The organism is Ignatzschineria cameli (assembly GCF_003121895.1).
Classification (GTDB): Bacteria; Pseudomonadota; Gammaproteobacteria; order Cardiobacteriales; family Wohlfahrtiimonadaceae; genus Ignatzschineria; species Ignatzschineria cameli.
In genome coordinates, this window is sequence record NZ_QEWW01000001.1 from 186,051 (window position 1) to 201,909 (window position 15,859).

Annotated in this window: 14 protein-coding genes; 11 read left to right on the plus strand and 3 right to left on the minus strand. The window is 42.2% G+C overall.

The genetic code is table 11. The features are described 5' to 3' along the window. Nucleotides 1-227 precede the first annotated feature (227 nt). The 9 genes from nadE (at nt 228) to DC077_RS00745 (ending at nt 11,368) form a co-directional block, all read left to right on the plus strand. Nucleotides 228-977 (plus strand): NAD(+) synthase, encoded by a 750-nt coding sequence (nadE, locus tag DC077_RS00705; RefSeq protein WP_109201406.1) that lies wholly within the window; start codon nt 228-230, stop codon nt 975-977. Between the two features lie 14 nt (nt 978-991). Continuing rightward, on the plus strand, nt 992-2,212 hold the full coding sequence (locus DC077_RS00710) for a metallophosphoesterase (protein ID WP_109201407.1): 1,221 nt from the start codon (nt 992-994) through the stop codon (nt 2,210-2,212). 647 nt (nt 2,213-2,859) lie between these two features. Beyond that, complete coding sequence (gene trpD / locus DC077_RS00715) at nt 2,860-3,936, plus strand: anthranilate phosphoribosyltransferase (protein WP_109217756.1); 1,077 nt, start codon at nt 2,860-2,862, stop codon at nt 3,934-3,936. Nucleotides 3,937-4,111: 175 nt separating this feature from the next. Next, nucleotides 4,112-5,533 carry a bifunctional indole-3-glycerol-phosphate synthase TrpC/phosphoribosylanthranilate isomerase TrpF gene (trpCF, locus tag DC077_RS00720; protein ID WP_094567142.1) on the plus strand — a complete coding sequence of 474 codons (1,422 nt, stop codon included), beginning with the start codon at nt 4,112-4,114 and terminating at the stop codon, nt 5,531-5,533. 182 nt (nt 5,534-5,715) lie between these two features. Then, nucleotides 5,716-6,900, plus strand: a complete 1,185-nt coding sequence (gene trpB, locus DC077_RS00725; protein WP_109201409.1) for a tryptophan synthase subunit beta — start codon at nt 5,716-5,718, stop codon at nt 6,898-6,900. 1 nt (nt 6,901) lies between these two features. Next, a complete protein-coding gene (trpA, locus tag DC077_RS00730; protein ID WP_109201410.1) occupies nt 6,902-7,738 on the plus strand; it encodes a tryptophan synthase subunit alpha in 837 nt (278 codons plus the stop codon). A 154-nt stretch (nt 7,739-7,892) separates the two neighbouring features. Continuing rightward, complete coding sequence (locus DC077_RS00735; RefSeq protein ID WP_109201411.1) at nt 7,893-8,126, plus strand: hypothetical protein; 234 nt, start codon at nt 7,893-7,895, stop codon at nt 8,124-8,126. A 324-nt stretch (nt 8,127-8,450) separates the two neighbouring features. Further along, entirely contained in the window at nt 8,451-8,996 is a 546-nt protein-coding gene (locus DC077_RS00740) for an isochorismatase family protein (protein ID WP_109201412.1), read from the plus strand. Between the two features lie 536 nt (nt 8,997-9,532). Continuing rightward, nucleotides 9,533-11,368 carry an SLC13 family permease gene (locus tag DC077_RS00745; protein ID WP_109201413.1) on the plus strand — a complete coding sequence of 612 codons (1,836 nt, stop codon included), beginning with the start codon at nt 9,533-9,535 and terminating at the stop codon, nt 11,366-11,368. A 266-nt stretch (nt 11,369-11,634) separates the two neighbouring features. On the opposite strand, the gene DC077_RS00750 is transcribed toward DC077_RS00745, so the two are convergent. Next, the gene (locus DC077_RS00750; RefSeq protein ID WP_109217757.1) at nt 11,635-12,249 is read right to left on the minus strand and encodes a hypothetical protein; all 615 of its coding nucleotides are present in this window, start codon (nt 12,247-12,249) and stop codon (nt 11,635-11,637) included. Between the two features lie 382 nt (nt 12,250-12,631). Continuing rightward, nucleotides 12,632-13,144 (minus strand): peptide-methionine (S)-S-oxide reductase MsrA, encoded by a 513-nt coding sequence (msrA, locus tag DC077_RS00755; RefSeq protein ID WP_275663855.1) that lies wholly within the window; start codon nt 13,142-13,144, stop codon nt 12,632-12,634. Nucleotides 13,145-13,302: 158 nt separating this feature from the next. Between msrA and DC077_RS10790 the strand changes: the two genes are divergently transcribed. Together DC077_RS10790 and DC077_RS00760 are read left to right on the plus strand one after the other, a co-directional pair. Then, nucleotides 13,303-13,446 carry a hypothetical protein gene (locus tag DC077_RS10790; RefSeq protein ID WP_157953459.1) on the plus strand — a complete coding sequence of 48 codons (144 nt, stop codon included), beginning with the start codon at nt 13,303-13,305 and terminating at the stop codon, nt 13,444-13,446. 368 nt (nt 13,447-13,814) lie between these two features. Next, nucleotides 13,815-14,699: a LysR substrate-binding domain-containing protein gene (locus tag DC077_RS00760; protein ID WP_109201415.1), complete on the plus strand. Its 885-nt coding sequence runs from the start codon at nt 13,815-13,817 to the stop codon at nt 14,697-14,699. Between the two features lie 25 nt (nt 14,700-14,724). On the opposite strand, the gene dinB is transcribed toward DC077_RS00760, so the two are convergent. Next, nucleotides 14,725-15,813 carry a DNA polymerase IV gene (gene dinB, locus DC077_RS00765; RefSeq protein WP_109201416.1) on the minus strand — a complete coding sequence of 363 codons (1,089 nt, stop codon included), beginning with the start codon at nt 15,811-15,813 and terminating at the stop codon, nt 14,725-14,727. Nucleotides 15,814-15,859 lie beyond the last annotated feature (46 nt).

The window sequence follows — 15,859 nt, forward strand, 5'->3', positions numbered from 1 at the left end:
TTGCAATGATAATGTTGCCGATTGATGTTGCCATTTTACGAAGAATAGAGACATTATAAAGAGCACAATATTATAAAGAGTATAGATAGGTTAAAGGGTTAGCGTGAGTTTTTAGCGATTCACCAATGAGTTGCTAGTAGATGCTGGCTAAATAGTAGTTGAGAGATAATCATTGCCCGCAGCTACTGTTTATTTCCCCTATCTTTGATGAGAAAAAGAGATCGATTATGAAATATTTAGAAAATTATATTATTGAATTAGAGAATTGGTTAGAGGCGGAGCTTCATTATCGTCAGGCTGAAAATTTTATCTTCGGTGTTAGTGGTGGCGTCGACTCTGCCGTGATTGCTTTTCTCTTAAAGCGCCGCTTTGCAGATCGTTCATTAGGGGTGATGATGCCCTCACATAGCCATCCAGATGACCTTCATGATGCAAAATTGGTGATGACAGAATCAGGGCTCCCTTACCATATTGTCGATTTAACAGAGACCCATAATCAACTGATGCAAGCGGTGGGAAATAATTACAATCATACGGGAGATTTAGCCAAAGACCGGGTGATTTCTGGTAATAGTAGCGCAAGATTACGCATGACAACCCTCTATCTTATCGCGCAGACCCAAAATGGTGTTGTGGTAGGAACAGATAACGCTGTTGAGTGGTATACCGGTTATTTTACAAAGTTTGGCGACGGTGGTGTTGATATTGCGCCACTTATTCATCTCGATAAAGAGGAGATTTTTCAAATAGCAGAGAGGTTAGGTGTTCCACAAAAAATTATTGATAAAAAGCCTTCTGCCGGATTGTGGGAAGCGCAGACCGATGAAGATGAGATGGGAGTAACTTACCAAGCACTCAATCGCCATTTAAGAGGGGAGAGTGTTACAGAAGCAGAGCTTGAACGGATTCGCTATTGGCATGAGCGTTCGCACCATAAACGGGCAATGCCACGGATTCCAGCAAAACCACAACGTTAAAGGGTTAAGAATTGATGATCTTTGCAGTCATTATGGTGCTCTATCTCTCGATACAGGGCTATATTCTGTGGCGTTACTATCAGCTGTTGCCGCAGCGCCGTATCATTAAAATATTGGGAGCGATTGCAGCATTACTCTTAACGGTTAGTATGCCGTTAGTTCTTCTTTTCGGGCGCTCACTTCCGGGTGAAATTGTTCGGCCACTCTATCTTGTTGGGGCAACATGGATGGTGGGGTTAATCTACTTTCTTATCCCCGTTCTTAGTTTAGATCTCTTTCGACTTCTCAACCGTTTGGGTCGCTGGATCGCACCGGAGAAAATAGAGGCTTTTCGTCTTGGCAATGGTAAGTTGTTTCTCACGCTCGCACTCTTTTATCTTATCTTTTTTACGATAGGTAACAGGGTGTATGAAGAGAAAGCACGCCGAGAATATTTCTTCAATTTAGAGAATCTACAAGTGATCGATGAAACAGCGTGTCGCTTGCCGGAAAAGGGCGGAGAGATCGATTCTATTCATCCTATTAAGATCATTATGGTAAGTGATCTCCATTTAGGTCATACCATTCAAGGTGATGAGTTAAAGCGTTGGGTGGCGATGTTAAATGAGGAGGCGGCAGATTATCTCTTTATTGCCGGCGATCTGATCGATAATGATCTTAGACCCCTCTACGATGAGCAGATGGCGCAGATCTTAGCAGAGCTATCGGTAACTCAAGGCGTCTATGCTGTTTTAGGCAATCATGAGTATATTGCCGGTGTGGAGCAGAGTATCCCTTTCTTTGCTAAAAGTGGGATAACGCTTCTACGCGATGAGGTAATCGAGTTGCCGGAAGGTATTCTTCTGATGGGGCGTGATGATAAGATGAATCGTCAGCGTGCTTCTCTCTTATCGCTATTAGAGAAGGTTGATCAAATAGATTCCTCTCGCCCTTTGATTATCTTAGATCATCAACCAGGAGATATTGTCGGAAGAGTCAGATCAAGGCAGAATGCAGGCCCCTTTTTACAACTTTCAGGTCATACCCATGATGGGCAGGTTTGGCCCTATATGTATGCAACAGATTATCTCCATAAGATCTCTTCAGGCTTGAGCACTTTTGGAAAGGATCATTTTCTAATTAGCTCCGGCTTAGGTGTCTGGGGCGGGAAATTTAGGGTAGGAACCCGGTCTGAATATGTTGTGATTAATCTCTGTTCTTCAGAAGCGGTGGAAGCGTCTCAGCTTAAAGATTGATTCTGTTCTATTGAGATGTCACTCATGTCGCTCATCTTTTCTTAAGAGGTGTCAAGATCTCAAGCAGCATCCTATCAAGATTTTATCAATATGTTATCGCTCTTATGAAGAGGTTGTTCTCTTTTGAGGCGTTTTTTTTGGGGGGTCGGAGAGGGAAGAGGAATCGTTTTTATGATGCATCTCTTAAAAAGGTTTGACAATTATCAAAAACCATTCTATAACTTTAAAGGAATCAAAAATAAAGAGTTATCTGCAAAGCGCAATAAATGTATTAAAAGTACAAAAAGTACAAAAAGTACAAAAAGTACAAAAAGTACTAAAAAGACTAATCGCTGAATCAGCTAGAGATGCAGTGTAACTTCAAATATAAAAGAGGAATTTATACAGATGTTTGGACAAAACTTTTTCTATAACTATTGGTGGCACAGCTCGCAATTGCGGGAGGTATCTGTGTGCCTAAGAGAAAGATAGAAGCTTTTAGCCAGAGATCAGAATAACCCGCACACGCTGCGGGTTTTTTTATGCCTAGAGAAATCGCAATAAGATCCGCAGCTGAAATATTAGTAATCAGTGCAGTTGATAAAACAGTAGATGCAAGCAGAAGTTTAAGAGATCAGATTTTAACGCGATAACGATAGGATAAAACCATGACAGATAGAACGAATACTTCATTAAAACCGATTTTTCAAAGACTCTATAGTGGTGAGAGATTATCTCAAGAGGAGAGCCATCAACTCTTTAGTGCCATTGTAAGAGGTGAAGTGAGCGAGGCACTTTTGGGAGCCGCATTAATCTCGATGAAGTTACGAGGTGAAACTCCTGCTGAAGTTGCCGGAGCTGCTAGCGCCTTCTTAAGTGAAGCAAAATATTTTGATACTCCCGATTATCCCTTTGCCGATATTGTCGGAACCGGCGGTGATGGCCTTAATACCGTCAATATCTCAACAGCAAGTGCTCTAGTGGGTGCAAGTTGTGGTGCAATCGTTGCAAAACATGGAAATCGTAGTGTCTCTAGCTTAACCGGTTCCTCTGATCTATTACAGGCGTTAGGAGTAGATCTCTATAAGAGTCCTGAAGAGGCACGCACTGCATTAGATCAAGCGCGCATCACTTTCCTCTTTGCTCCCCACTATCATGGTGGCTTTAAGTATGCGGCGAAGACAAGAGGCGAATTAAAAACACGTACAATATTCAATCTTTTAGGGCCATTAACAAATCCCGCACGTCCTAAGCGAGCCGTAATGGGGGTATATCATGCTGACTTAACGGAGCTGATGGCAGAGACGGCAAAACTTTTGGGGTATGAGCATGTTTTAGTTGTTCACGGTGGTGGTATGGATGAAGCAGCACTTCATGCGCCGACCAAGGTAACAGAACTTCGTGATGGATTGATTGAGACCTACTCGCTCACTCCCGCAGATTTTGGTTTAAATGAGCATCCTCTCTCTGCCATTCGTGGGGGAGATGCCTTAGAGAATCGTAAGACTCTTTTAACAATGTTGCATGGAGCAGCTCCTGAAGCGCATCGTCATGCTGTTGCTATCAATGTGGCGCTTCTTCTCAAGCTCTTTGGTTATGAGAATTTAAAAGAGAATGCTGAAAATGCCTTAACTGCAATCGATGAGCGAAGAGCGCTAGCGCTTTTAGAGAAGATGACCGGTAATCAGTTCACACAAACCGGTGAGATCATCACCTCAACGCAAGGCATTCAACGCTTGGCATAAATAGCGCTGTAAGTCATTGCTATCAGATTCTAGATGTAGCACTAAATAACACTAAACAAGATTAAACAATAATAAACAACATTAAACTGAAAAAGTTGATCTAACAAATTGATTTAAAAACTGACTTAAGATGATCGCTTGAAAGAGTGAATTGAGAATAATAGAGAGGAACAAGATGAGTGATACGGTATTAGGGAAGATTGTAAAAACAAGACGTGAGGCGATTGCGCAATTATCACAAGAGATGCCATTAGCGCAATTTGAGGCAGATTTAACCCCTAGTGATCGAGATTTTTATCAAGCGATAGAAGCCCGCAGAGCAGAAGATCTTCCCGCCTATATTTTGGAGTGTAAGCGCTCTTCTCCCTCAAAAGGATTGATCTGTGAAACGTTTGATCTCCCTGCGATTGTTCAATCTTATAATGCTTATGCAACAGCGATCTCCGTCTTAACAGAGCCTCAATACTTTGGGGGTGATTTTGCGAACTTAGCGCTAGCAAAGGCCGCATCTGATCTACCGATTCTCTGTAAGGATTTTATCGTTGATGCCTATCAGATCTATTTAGCACGCCATTATGGAGCAGATGCTGTTCTCTTAATGCTCTCGGTGCTTCGAGATGATGAGTATCGTTATCTTGCCAATATTGCGCATACTTTAGGAATGGGCGTTTTAACAGAGGTCAATGATGAGGAGGAGGTCCGCCGAGCGCTAAAATTACGAGCTAGAGTGATTGGTATCAATAATCGTGATCTGCGTGATCTTTCGATCGATCTTGGTAAAAGTGAGCGATTACGTGCATTGATGCCGGCAGAGCAGATTGTGATTAGTGAGTCAGGTATTCGTCACTATCACGATATTCGCAAGCTTTCCCAATTGGTAGATGGTTTCTTAATTGGAAGTCATCTTATGGGAAGTAGTGATCTTGATCGTGCATTGCATCAGCTATTAGTGGGGGGAGATAAAGTTTGTGGCTTAACCTCTATTGAGGATGCGCAAGCGGCTTATGATGCCGGGGCTCAATATGGTGGATTGATCTTTATTCTTACAAGTCCTCGTGGGGTGACTTATCGTCAAGCAAAGGAGATTACTCGTGCAGTCCCTTTAGAGTATATCGGTGTTTTTCAGAATGATGATATTGAGGCAATTCTCTTTATTGCAGAAGAGGTTGGACTTTCAGCAATTCAGCTCCACGGTAATGAACCTCAACACTATATTGATGAGCTGCGTGCAAAATTGCCGAGTCATATCAAGATTATTAAAGCAATCAATATTCAAAAGGAGGAAAAACAGCTACCTTTTCTTGCTTATCAAGGGGTAGATCACTATCTCTTAGATGGTAAAAAAGGAGGAAGTGGAGAACCTTTCGATTGGACTATTCTGGAAGGAGCTGATCTCTCTAATCTCTTCTTAGCCGGCGGTCTCGATCATCATAATATTGTCGATGCGCTCTCTTTTCATCCATTAGGGGTCGATCTTAACTCGGGTGTTGAAGCGCAGCCGGGAAAGAAAGATGTTAAAAAGTTGCAGGAGATCTTCCAACTCATCGCCCAACATAAGCAGCCAATTAAAGTTGTACGTCAATCGCGGATAGAGTGATGAGTGTGAGGATCTATAGGTGAGTGGCCCATTAAATGTGGGGTGGATCAGAGTAGATAGATCAGATAGGTCGGGCAGGTCAGATAAATGGGTCAGAACAGAATTGATAGATCTAGACAGATACAGATATAGAAAACATATAGACAATAGATAGAAAACATAGAATAAATTAGGAGCGTAGCATGAGAAAGTTAGATCCCTATTTTGGGGAGTTTGGTGGGCAATATGTACCGGAATTACTGATTCCCGCCCTCGATCAATTGGAAGCGGAGTTTATCAAAGCGCAGGATGATCCGGAATTTCAGCGGGAATTTATGGATCTTCTTAAAAATTATGCCGGTCGACCAACCGCATTAACGCTTTGTCGTAACTTAACGGCAGGTACAAAAAGCAAACTCTATCTCAAAAGAGAGGATCTACTCCATGGTGGAGCGCATAAGACAAATCAGGTCTTAGGGCAGGCGCTATTGGCAAAACGGATGGGAAAGAGTGAAATTATCGCTGAGACAGGTGCCGGGCAACATGGTGTTGCAACTGCATTAGCCTGTGCGCTCTTAAATATGAAGTGCCGAATCTATATGGGCGCTAAAGATATCGAGCGACAATCGCCAAATGTGTTTCGAATGGAGTTGATGGGAGCAGAGATTATTCCTGTTTCAAGTGGTTCGGGCACACTAAAAGATGCTTGTAATGAGGCATTGAGAGATTGGTCTGCTAGTTATAAAACAACTCACTATCTTTTGGGAACAGCCGCGGGCCCCCATCCTTTTCCAACTATCGTCAGAGAGTTTCAGAAGATGATTGGCGAAGAGACTAAAGCGGAGATTTTAGCAAGAGAAGGGCGTCTACCTGATGCTGTTTTAGCTTGTATCGGTGGTGGTTCTAATGCGATCGGCATGTTTACCGAGTTTATTCCCGATGCTTCAGTACGTCTAATCGGTGTTGAACCTGCCGGAAAAGGGATTGAGAGTGGTCAGCATGGCGCCTCATTAAAGCATGGAACGCCGGGAATCTACTTTGGAATGAAGTCTCATCTTATGCAGAGTGAAGAGGGGCAGATCAAAGGCTCATATTCGATCTCTGCAGGACTCGATTTTCCTTCTGTCGGGCCTCAGCATGTTCACCTTCATGATATTGGTCGGGCAGAATATCACTCAGTAACGGATGAAGAGGCGCTCGATGCATTTCAACAATTAGCAAAACGAGAGGGGATTATTCCCGCCTTAGAATCTTCCCATGCACTCGCCTATGCCTTAAAGATGATCGCTGCAGAGCCGGAGAAGGAGCAGTTATTAGTGGTGAATCTTTCAGGCCGCGGGGATAAGGATATCTTTACAGTTCATAAAATTTTAGAAGGGAGAGCATAAAATGGCGCGATATCAGCAACTATTTACCCAATTGAGTGCAAAAAAAGAGGGGGCTTTTATCCCATTTGTTGTATTAGGGGACCCCAATAGAGCGCTCTCGGCGAAAATATTATCTACATTGGTGGCATCAGGGGCAGATGCATTAGAGGTGAGTATTCCTTTTTCCGATCCCCTAGCCGATGGGCCTGAGATCCAAGGTGCCGTTTTACGAGCATTAGAGAATGGAGCAACGATTGAGAGCGCTTTCTCTCTTCTCTCTGAGGTGCGGGAAGCATCCCCTCAATTGCCGATCGGTTTATTGATGTATACCAATCTTATCTATGCATATGGTGTTGAAGCCTTCTATCGTCGCTGCAAGGAGATTGGGATCGATTCTGTTCTTGTGGCCGATCTGCCGCTAAGAGAGTCAGCCCCCTTTAATGTTATTGCAAAAGCGCAAGGTATAGCGCCAATCTTTATCTGTCCGCCCGATGCTACTGATGAGGCGATTGCCGGCATCGCCGAAGAGGGAAGAGGCTATACCTACCTTGTTTCTCGTGCGGGTGTTACCGGCATTGATCAAGCTTCAACATCGGTAGATAGCGATGATCTTCAACATAATATTGCTCGCTTAAAAGCTGCGAAAGCAGCACCTATTGTGCAAGGATTTGGGATCTCTACGCCAGCGCAGGCGCGTTACTATTTAGAGCAAGGCGTTGCCGGAGTGATTAGTGGTTCAGCAGTTACCCAAATTATTCGTGAAAATCTCGATAATGAGACACTGATGTTGGAGAAACTTGCCGATTTTATTCGACAAATGAAGCAAGCAACAAAAGAGATTTCTTCAGGCGACTCTTAGAGAGACCACTCCTTGGATCGAGGTAGGACTAAATAGATGGCAGAGATAGGGGAAATGGAATAGAAGCTGACAGATATTCTTCTTTTAGCGTATAATTGATCCCTTAAAATTAAGCCGGTATTTATTAGCAAAAGTGAATAGAAAGGTTAAAAAAATGCATAAGTGGATCTATTTTGTCATTGCAGCGCTTGTCGCGGTCTTTATCTATATGGTCAGTATGCCTTTTATTATGCTCTATCAGGATCACCAAGAGCCGATCGAAGAGGTTAATTACTATATTGCGGAAGAGGGACTTGAGGCGCATTACCATAAAGAGGTGGAGATGGCGAAAGGTCGAAGAGCAAGAAAAGCGGAAGCTGAGCAGGAAAAGGCAGCAGATACACAATAATGGCGTTTAAACAGCGCTAAAAAGCTGAGCTTTACCAGATTCTCTCTACAGTTTGCCAAAAGAGTTCGGCATGCTTATATAAAGAGATTAATGTAAAGAGATTGCTCTGAAAAAATCCGCACTATCTATTGTTATTGAAGGTCACTATCATCGGTAGTGACCTTTTTTATTCTCTTGTTATTCTCTTTTTAACCTTTTATTCTTAGGGTTCTCTTTATAGAGATGTTTGGTAGATATTTAGATAGACATTTAGAAAGAAGGGGCTATTCTAAAAGAGACAACTATTGAGAAGAGTATCGATAAGATATCGATAGAGGAGTATTTATGTTAGTACGAAATCAGACCATTTTAGTGCTTGTGGATGTGCAAGAGAAGTTACTACCGGTGATGCATCAATCGGAGAAGCTTCTAAAAAATCTTGAGATTTTAGTTGAAGGGGCAACAATACTCGATATTCCAATTATCTGGTTAGAGCAGTATCCCAAGGGTTTAGGACCTACCGTTCCCTCTCTTAAAGCTTTGTTGCAAGCGGCAGAGATCTCTCCTTTAGAGAAGATGACCTTCAGTGGTGTTCCTCATCCCCAATTTCAAGCAATATTAGAGCAGCAACCGGAAGCACACTTTGTTGTTGCCGGTATTGAGACGCATGTCTGTGTCTATCAGACCGTTCGGGATCTATTGTTGTTAGATCGAGAGGTGGAAGTCGTCTCTGATGCAGTCGCCTCAAGAGTTGAGCCTAATATTGAATTAGGACTCAATAAGATGATTCAGTTAGGTGCAAATTTAACGAGTGTCGAGATGGTACTCTTTGAGCTTTTAGAGAGCGCAGAAGATGCTAAATTTAAAGAGATTAGTCGTTTGATTCGTTAAGGGAGAAGAATCTTTTGATATCGTGATCTTAAGAGCACTCGTCATAATGAGTCGCCATCCATAAATAGAGTTCTCATTACTATAATTGACCACGACGATCTGCCTCTTTTTAATGTGATTTCTCCCTTTTAAATGCTTCTGATACGCTTTTTAAATAAGAGAGAGAAGATAGATCAATAAATACTATCGAAAATGGGGGTGATTATACCTCCATTTTATTGAGTTATTTTTTATTATCCCTATTATGCACTCATTGCTTTTAGGGATCTTTTTTAGGAGTCTTTATTGCAGCAATTTTATCGGTCATATTTTATCGTGGTTTAATGATTGATTATCGATTTTTATTGGGTTATTTTTTATGCCTGTTTGCCTGTTTGCCTGTTTGCCTATTTGCTTATTAGTCTCTTTGGTCTGTTTAGTTTTATCTTAGTATTTTTACTTTAGTTTTTACTTTAGTTTTTACTTTAGTTGTCACGTTAACTTTTGCGTTAATTTTTACTTTCACCTCCTCATTAATTGGGAAATATAGATGTAATATGAATCAAGAACTTCTCATTGTCCTCGCACTTCTCTTTATCGCTATTGTGGCCTTTATGATCAATAAACCACGAATGGATGTGGTTGCGGTATGTGCATTATTAGCGCTTCCTTTAACAGGAAGTGTCACTTTAGATCAGGCATTAGCGGGATTTAGTGATAGTAGCGTCATCATTGTTGCGGTTTTCTTTATTATTGGTGATGGATTAGTTCGAACCGGCGTTGCATTTAGGGTCGGGGATTGGTTGATGAAGCAATCGAAGAATAGCGAGACGCGATTAATTGTCCTCTTGATGCTCTCTGTTGCGCTACTAGGTTCTGTGATGAGCTCGACCGGTATTGTGGCGATCTTTATTCCGATTGTGTTGAGTGTTGCCGCAAAGATGAAGGCAGATACTCGAAGATTGATGATGCCGCTTAGTTTCGCGGGCCTGATCAGTGGGATGTTAACCTTAGTTGCAACAGCGCCCAACCTTGTGGTTTCAGCCCAATTAGAGCTTGCCGGCAATAAGGCATTTGAGTTTTTCTCCTTTACGCCGATCGGATTGATCATCTTAGTTGTAGGCATCTTCTATATGCTCTTTGCGCGTCGATTTTTAGGAAAAAAGCAGGAGGATATCCCTCAAAATCGGGGGAAAACTCGCATCAATTTTGATGATTTAGCGAGTGAATATAAGCTTAAAGGAAGAAATTATCGTGCTCAGGTGGGTAAAGGATCGCCGATGATTGGTAAGCGCTTAACGGAGCTCAATCTTCGAGAGGCGCATGGGGCTAATATTATTGCGGTAGAGCGCCGGCTTAACCGTCTTCGAAATGTAGTCCTCGATGGTGTTCCTGACCGTGTTATTCAGGAGAATGACGTTCTGCTTTTTGACTTTTTCTATCCTGAAAAGGTTGATTTCTTTCTCCAACAATTTAATCTTGTCTCTCTCCCTCTGATGAGTAGTTACTTCAATGAGCATTCACGAGAGATCGGAATGGTTGAGGTCGCCATTCACCCCGATTCAAAACTGATCGATAAAACGGTTCTAGAGAATACCTTTAGATCGAAATTTGGATTAAATGTGATGGGGATTAAGCGTCAAGGAGAGGTTTTAGAAAATGAGCTACTCAATGAGAAGTTAAAGCGGGGAGATATACTTCTTGTTTTCGGTATGTGGCGAGCGATTCGACAGTTGCAGACGATGAAAAATGATTTTGTTGTCTTAACGATTCCGGCAGAGGTTGATGAGGTTGCGCCGGCAATGGATCGGGCGCCTTATGCCATTATTGCGCTTTTAGTTACAATTGGATTGATGATTTCAGGCATCTTCCCGAATGTCTTGATTGCGATCTTTGGGGCGCTTTTGATGGGAGCATTTGGTTGTATCACGATGGATAGTGCCTATAAATCGATTCATTGGCAGAGCATTATCTTAATTGTGGGGATGTTCCCTTTTGCGGTAGCATTACAAAATACGGGCGGTGTTGATCTAGCGGTAAAATATCTTTTAGAGGCAAGTGGTGATGCCAGTCCAAGGGTGATTTTAGCGATGCTCTTTGGTTTTACCGCTGTTATCGGGCTCTTTATCTCCAATACAGCAACAGCGGTACTTTTAGCGCCGATAGCTATTCAGACCGCTACGGTATTAGAGGTCTCGCCTTATCCTTTTGCGATGGCGGTCGCAATAGCGGCTTCAGCGGCATTTATGACGCCGGTTTCATCGCCGGTCAATACATTAGTTGTTGCGCCGGGAAAATATAGTTTTGCCGACTTTATCAAGATCGGTGTTCCTTTCGTGATTATTGTAATGTTGATTGCCGTGACCTTTATTCCGCTCCTTTTCCCACTCTAAAGGAGCCATATCTGCCGGCATGTAATTAATAGTAAAAGATCTTCATTCGGTGGTAATTAAGAATTGCCACTTGCCGGCATGCAGTTTATGGAAGAGTGCGATGGTAATCTCCGACAACTCCACGGCTCCTCTTATTTTAATTAATCATTCTTAAGAGCGTCTTTCGAGTGGCGGGAGCCGACTATTTCGTTCTTTTCACCATTACATGCCCCCAGAGATGAGCATCTTCGATGTCGGGAACATACTAATTATGTAATTATCGGCGATTAGGAGCGTTTTTTGAGCTCTTTGATCGCAAGATCGGTAATGAGGTGGAGCTCATCATAGTATCGGCGCATCATCTTCTCATCTTCGATCAATTTGAGTTGTAACTCATCTTTTTTTGATCCATTTTTATTAGAAGGAGTAGTGCGGAGGGAGATGGTATGCTCGATCTGTAGACAGTAATCTTCTATTGTAAAGAGTGTCTCTCTTAAGATATTAAATGTTGCATGGGAGGAATCATCGAGAATCATCTGATAGAGATTAAAGTCGATAATATGTTGTAACGCTCGACTGATGATTTCGCTCTCTGCCGATTCTTCATTGTCGTTGTGAGTTGCTTGATATTGAACATCTGCTACTTTAAGGAGTGGTACTGCCTCTCCATATTGCTTTCGATAGAGATAGAGTCGATAGTTGAGAAGTGCTTCAACACCAAGATTTTGGAGCCTCTCAAAGAGCGCGGTGATCTCAGCTTTAGGTAGAAATTTTTCCACTTTATCATCATTGAGTTCAATATCACCGGCACAGTTAAAGAGGGCAACCTTCGAAAAGGAGCTGCTCTTGCCGATCTCTTGATATAAGTGAAAAACCGTCTGGTTATCTACCTTAAGTTCCATAAACCCCTCCTACTATTTCCATTATCTATTGCTCTCTCTTCTGGAGATCTTTGATACTTGATGAATCTTACTTGTTACGGTGATCTTAGATGAAATAAGTTCACAATAAGTTGCCTGATTTTACCGCAAATAGAGCAGGAGGGAGTCTCTAAGTGATCATTATCTGATTAAAGTCAGGTAATATTCTCTCTCTTAAGGATGGATAAATATTGAGCCAAAAAGCCTTAAAAGCGCTATCCTAAAAGCGTTATAAATGGGGTGAAAATAGTAAGAATAAAAAAAGAAGAAGATACTCTATCTCCTTCTTTTGATAGGTATTGATCACTATTTGGTAGCGTTAATCCGATCAATATTATGATTACTCTCAATAACGTTATTGTGACTATTTCAATTCATTGGGCTTGATAAGCGCGAAATTGATATGGCAATAACCGCGAGGATTCTTCTCTAAGTAATCTTGATGCATCTCTTCTGCACTCCAGAAGGATCTTAAAGGCTCTACTTCTACGGCAATAGGTGCACTATAAGCTTGTTGCTCCTTGGAGATAAAAGCCTTGATTGTGGGAAGATCGTTTCGATCGCTATAGTAGACTCCCGTACGATATTGTGTTCCTACATCTCCTCCTTGTTGATTGAGAGAAAGTGGGTCAATCATTCGGAAAAGGTGCTCTAAGATCTTCTCTAAAGAGATAATATCGGTATCATATATGACCTTTACCACTTCAGCATGATCAGTGGTCATGGTGCAAACCTCTTCGTAACTAGGATTGTCAGTAATACCTTGCGCATATCCTACTTCTGTGGAGATAACCCCTTTAAGGCGCTTATAATACTCCTCAACACCCCAAAAACAGCCACCTGCAACAACAATCTCTCTTATATCTCTATTATCCATTATGTCCTCGCTTACTTGATCGCTTATCGAATCGCTCAATGACTCTTTGATACCGTTCAGTTTAGCATATTTCTCTTCGCCTACATTTAGAGCTGTGAAGTGCGTCATAATTTTATACAATAGGGGCTCTTTCTGAACTAGGGTCAAGGAGTCTAAAAATGAGTGAAGAATTAGATGATTTAACATTTGATCTCGATAACCTCTATGAGGGAGTTACGGCAAACTCTGATAATCCAATTGATACAACAGCGCCAGAAGTTGTGGAAGATACAGGTTGTACCGGTGGTGGTTGCACGCTCTAATTTCACTACGCTTAAGGGCATAATTACGATCGTTATCGCTGGTATTTACGGTATTTAATATTATCGAATGATAGCGAGAGTATCCTTTAAGTGGATCTTAAAGGTATCGAAGCTAAAAATAGAACGATCTATCAGAGAGGTAGATCGTTTTTTTAAGGCTATCGATAACCGACTTCTATGAAGTTAAGAGGGTAGGTAACATTCGCCCATACACCTTCTGATAGATCTTTAATAATTAGGTATTAATAGTCAGTATTAATCGGTAAGTATTAATTGGTAAGTATTATGGGTAAGTATTAATAGAGAACGGTTAGTAGGTTAATAGGTAAAGAGTAATAGGTAAATGTGAAGCATAAGGGAGATAGTAGATGGAGTTAACATTAGAAGCGATCAGAATCATCGATACAATCGCTGAGGTGAACTCATATGAGCAAGCCTCTGAGATATTACAAACACCGGCAGCAACCTTAATTGAAGAGATTAGAGCGATTGAGAAGAAGATGGGGCTCACCTTCTTTGAACAGAGGGAGGATCAGCTTATCCTGACTTCTATAGGAGAGCTACTGCTTGAAGAGGGGCGTATTCTATTAGGGGCGGTGACCGATCTTGAAGCGCGATTGCAAAAGATGGCTGGCGGTGTAGAGGTTGAACTCAATATTGTTTTTGATGAGCTTTTCCCACTAGAAGAGATTATGCCGCTCTTTAGTCGCTTTAAAAACTCAACTGTGGCAACTGAGCTCAATATTCGCCGAGAGGTGATGATGGGAGCCTGGGAAGCGCTCTTAAAATTCCGCGCAGATATTATTGTCGCAGTGGGAGAAGGGCCTTCTGGTGGCGGTTATCGTACCTATCCCATCGGCGTTGTTCCCTTTATCTTCGCTGTTGCACCACATCATCCTTTAGCGAAAAAAGAGGCGCCACTTACAAAACATGATCTTCTAAAATACCCAGCAATTATGTTGTCAGATAGCGCACGCACACTACCTAAGCGGCAACGGACGCCACATGAGTGGGAAAAGATGATTACAGTGAATAGATTAGAAGATAAAATCGCGCTACAAGTTGCCGGGGTCGGTCACGGTTTTCTTCCTAAAAAGCAGGCGCAAGCTTATCTTGATGCCGGCACCTTGGTAACTCGAGAGGTTGTACAGGGGTATCGAGAGGAGACGCTCTATCTTGCGTGGCGCACCCATGATGAAGGATTAGCGCTTAATTGGTGGAAAGAGGCGCTGGCAGAGAAGTGGTTAAGTTGAGGCTTTGAGGGATGTTTTGAAGGCTTTAGAGAGGGAGATGCCGCTGATTGAGCTCACAATTGAGCGCTTCTTTTTCCAAGTCAATATTGGTGATAGAGAGCCCCATTAAACGGATTCCCTTATTAGGGTTTAGGTCAATCCTCTCTAGTAGGTAGAGTGCAACAGACCAGAGCTCGGTTAAGCTCTCACCTAAAGGGAAATGGGTAGTGACGCTTCTTGATGTCTGTGTAAAATCTTTATAGCGCAGTTTAAGTGTACAGTTACGACCGATAAACTGACTCTTGAGCGCGCGGCGAATCAACTCTTGCGCAATGATTTCAAGCTCTTCAATCACAGATTCTTTAAGGAGAAGATCATTAAAGAAGGTCTCTTCTACACCGAGTGATTTTTGGGGCTGATCAGGATCAACAGCACGCCGATCGATCCCTTGAGCATAGTAAAAATAGCTCTCTCCCGCTTTTCCAAATTTTTCGATCAAGGCTGACTTTTCCAATCTCTGGAGATCAGCACCATTTTTAATGCCCATTTTATGCATCTTTTGGGCAGTGACTTTTCCTACACCAAAAAATTTTTCAATCGGCAATTGGGCGAGAAATGGGATTGCCTCTTCCGGTGTGATCTCAAAGAGACCATTGGGCTTTTTAACATCAGAGGCAATTTTGGCAAGAAATTTATTATAAGAGATGCCAGCAGAGGCGGTTAATCCCAGCGTTTTTTCGATCTCATCCTTAATCTTTAAAGCAATCTCTCGACTTGAGGAAATATTTTGTAGATTGTGGGTGACATCGAGATAGGCTTCATCAAGCGCAAGCGGTTCAACGAGTGGGGTATAACGATAGAAGATCTGCCGAATCTGTTGTGAAACCTCACGATAACGAGCGAATCGAGGTGCCGCAAAGATTAGGTCAGGGCAGAGCTCTAAGGCACGTTTAGTAGGCATGGCAGAATGAATCCCAAATGCCCTTGCTTCATAGCTTGCAGCAGCAATCACTCCCCGTCCTTCAGAGAAGCCCACAACAAGTGGCTTCTTTCGATATTCAGGGTGATCATGCTGCTCAATCGATGCATAGAAAGCATCCATATCGATATGAATAATTTTGCGTAACTCAGCCATAGCAATGAAATAGATAGGAGGAATAGAGATAGAAGTCCAAATGGAG